This window comes from Rahnella ecdela (genome assembly GCF_019049625.1).
Lineage (GTDB): Bacteria > Pseudomonadota > Gammaproteobacteria > Enterobacterales > Enterobacteriaceae > Rahnella > Rahnella ecdela.
Genome location: NZ_JAFMOY010000079.1, coordinates 1 through 3192, shown reverse-complemented (window position 1 = coordinate 3192; position 3192 = coordinate 1). Strand labels below are relative to the sequence as shown.

Here is a 3192-nt window from a genome sequence, read left to right as displayed (position 1 = left end):
AAGAAATGGAGTATGCCGATCCAAAACTGGCGGCTGGCGATGAGTCGTTTTATTATCGAGTTCGGTGACCGCCTGAGCGCTCACCTTTAATACGATGGCAGTTACACAGAATTATTTACAGGGTCAACCAATAGGCTACTAGCTTAGTAAGTTAGTAGCCTATTAAATTTAACGGAATCAGATCTGCTGTAATCTGAAATTGACACCGCAAGCGCGAGCGTACCTGAGAAGGGTTTGATAACTCATCTTTGTGGCATTTTTTTCCATTCTGCTGACGGTCGGCGGTTTTATCCCCATTCGTTCTGCTACCTGAGCTGAAGTTAGACCAGCTTCTACGCGCCAACCTTGTAGCGTCTCCTGTAACCGTTCTAACGCTAATTCTTCTTCATAGGCTGACCGATATTCTGGATCCTGCATCGCTTCTGTATGGATTTTATCGAGTGTCTTATATTTCATTCTTCATTTCCTCCAGTCTGCGGAATGCTGTCTCTATTTCGTTACGTGGTGTTTTAGCCGATTTTTTGATAAAGATGCGGAGTAAAAAAATCCGTTCTCCCGTTTGATATACCCACAGACCTCTCACTATATCTGTTCCCAACGTCCTGACCTCAAATAATCCATCGCCAAGTGGCTTTGTATCGGGTTCTCTGAGTAAGCGCGGGTTTGCCTCTAGTTTTTGTAGCAATCTTGCCATCTTAGCTCTGACTGCCGCAGGCAGGGCTATCAGTTCTAATTCTGTTTCATCATGAAAAATTACAGTAAACACTGGCGTTCCTCCCTGAAATAAATATTAGCTCAAAAGCTAAGATAGCGCAAAGGCTAATTTGAAACGGTCACTCTATCCGCTATCATGCTTTTGTAACTGATGCCTGTACATCAGTTGCGGGACAGCGGGCGGTTTCAGGCGTTACCGCCCGTACTTTTTTTATTGTCGGCTCTTTCTCTTCAGACTTTTCGTTGCTTTCAGTTCCTGGTCATTATCTCCGGTGATTGGCTGCTCTTGCCCCTGATTAAAACAACTTACGTCAAAATCATGGCCCCCTTCGGCTAAAGCCGTTCAGTCGTCAGCCACACTCCGCCTGGCAGCTGCGGGTTTCGTCCCTCCCGGGTAGCGTCTGATGGCAACGTCCAGGTCAAGGGCTGCAGCTGGCTGACGCCTGCGCCTTAACCGCCCCGGCAAAAAGCCGCCGGTGCTCCAGGGACCGGCCAGCCGGTCTTTATGGTGTCTCCCACTGTTGCGGTGTTCGCTGCGGGGATTCTTTCTCCGTTCCATACACTTGAACGGGGCACTGACCTCACAAGGGTGAAGACTAAAGCCCGCCATCTCCCCCGTTCGCCCTCGCTCGTTCCTCACTCCTTTGCGCTGCGGCCTCGAAGTTGCCTCTGTTCGTTCAGCTGATACCCCCGTTCCGGTCTTTTTCCACGGAGCAAGACTCCCCGCGCTGCGTGAAACCCAAAGGGTGACACCAGAAAAGAGGCCTAAGAGCCGCAGACAATGAATTGTGAGGGAAATAATATGTTGAAATTTAAAGCGAAGAATATTTTAACGGTCGTAAAATTGATTAAGATAAATAAAGCTAAATTGGTGCTGGTGAAAGACCACGGGATTTATGTGATGTCGTCAGTAGAGAAGGTCAAAGAGGGTGATAAACGCACGGTTGTCTATGCCGAAGGTTTCGATCCGGACATTTTTGCCGATGGGGGGAGCTACATGATGCTTGCGTCGCTGCGGTAGGAGGTGATGATTTTGCAGAAACGTTGTCACTGACTCCGATGGTCATGACCGCATTGCTTGAAGGGCTGTATGATTTACAGATGCAAGTCACCAAAACGCAGATCCTCTTAGATATCGCTCCAGTCGGGGAGGGCGCATGAAATTTAAAAAGGACGGCTACAACTTTTACGCCGAATATGAATACCCCTTTAAAGCCTTGTCCGTTTTGTGGTTCAGACCAAATGCAGGTCGAGAGTACTGGCACGGCGAATTATTGGGTTGAGTGCTCGCTTTGTACAGCACAGGGGGCAGTAGTCGCAGCCGAAAATGAAGAGGATATCATCGACGATGTTACGGCGCTAAAAATACATACCGCCGTTTTTAATGAAGCGGTTGCGTCTTGGAACCCGCGTTTTGACAAAAATTAATGCCTTTGTTGCCCCGTTCTACATGAAGGGAAATGGGGCAACAAATCAGGAGTCAGTCAGCGATATGAGGACCTGGCAGATTTCCGCGTTGTTTTTCTCTGACAGCGCGGGAAGCAATGAGGCAAGTGTCAGCGACCGGATGGCGAGTTCGACAACGCGGTCGATACTCGGTGATTTCTCATAGGCTTTGTAGGTTCGTAGGCATTTCCCAAGCTCTTCCGCTGCGCGCTCCTGATCCCAACCCATCCCTTTCCGCCATAAACGCAGTTCATAACCGGTCATGATCATCCTAAAAAGCCAAATAATTGCACTTTTTATAACAATATACTGGCTCAATTACACTCATTTTTAGTCCCGCGTTCGCGAGCGGACATCAAGTTAATATTGAGTTGAAGTGATATCTTTCTGTGGGAATTCGTCCGCTGTAATCGCAACCTGGTCGTCTCCCTGTAAATCAAGCAGCGAATAGCGAACCTGGGGAAGTCAGTAACGGGAGGAGCATTTATCTAAATCCGATTTATTCAACAAAGCCTATGCCACAACATAAGATGCTTTCAATGTGAAGTAATAAGTAATAAGCAAGAAGTATGAGTAATTAAGTAGCCTGTCAGGCAAAGATACCTGTTACACCAGATTACTTCACAATCATGAAGTCATAAGTATGAATTAATATTTTTGCTAGTCTCTTTGTGGTCTGCCCTGCCCTGCCCCACCTGAATTTAAAATAAGTGGCTTGCTTCATGACCCGGTCGAACCTAAAGAATACATCACATATGTTAAGTATGAATTATTAATTGATAAGTAATTCTTATGCTCACCATAACTTCCTTCCCCAGGGTTACCCATTGCCATTAGCCTTATCTCCTTTCAATCATCAATTCTAAAAACTCAAAATATTTTCAACTCAGAGTGTCACCGCTGCAAGTTAGGAGTTAGGAGTTAGGAGTTAGGAGTTAGGAGTTAGGAGTTAGGAGTTAGGAGTTAGGAGTTAGGAGTTAGGAGTTAGGAGTTAGGAGTTAGGAGTTAGGAGTTAGGAGTTAGGAGTTAGGA

Annotated in this window: 5 protein-coding genes; 2 read left to right on the top strand and 3 right to left on the bottom strand. The window is 46.5% G+C overall.

All coding sequences use genetic code 11. The features are described 5' to 3' along the window. Positions 1-177 precede the first annotated feature (177 nt). Positions 178-456 carry a helix-turn-helix domain-containing protein gene (locus J1784_RS00450; RefSeq protein WP_217147603.1) on the bottom strand — a complete coding sequence of 93 codons (279 nt, stop codon included), beginning with the start codon at positions 454-456 and terminating at the stop codon, positions 178-180. Continuing rightward, positions 446-766, bottom strand: a complete 321-nt coding sequence (locus J1784_RS00445) for a type II toxin-antitoxin system RelE/ParE family toxin (protein ID WP_217147602.1) — start codon at positions 764-766, stop codon at positions 446-448. Before J1784_RS00445 ends, J1784_RS00450 begins: the two co-directional genes overlap by 11 nt. 750 nt (positions 767-1516) lie before the next feature. Between J1784_RS00445 and J1784_RS00440 the strand changes: the two genes are divergently transcribed. Further along, positions 1517-1735 carry a DUF3085 domain-containing protein gene (locus tag J1784_RS00440; protein ID WP_217147601.1) on the top strand — a complete coding sequence of 73 codons (219 nt, stop codon included), beginning with the start codon at positions 1517-1519 and terminating at the stop codon, positions 1733-1735. Positions 1736-1911: 176 nt separating this feature from the next. Further along, positions 1912-2142 carry a Lar family restriction alleviation protein gene (locus J1784_RS26785; protein ID WP_217147600.1) on the top strand — a complete coding sequence of 77 codons (231 nt, stop codon included), beginning with the start codon at positions 1912-1914 and terminating at the stop codon, positions 2140-2142. A gap of 45 nt (positions 2143-2187) precedes the next feature. On the opposite strand, the gene J1784_RS00430 is transcribed toward J1784_RS26785, so the two are convergent. After that, complete coding sequence (locus J1784_RS00430) at positions 2188-2478, bottom strand: hypothetical protein (protein WP_420803936.1); 291 nt, start codon at positions 2476-2478, stop codon at positions 2188-2190. Positions 2479-3192: the final 714 nt, after the last annotated feature.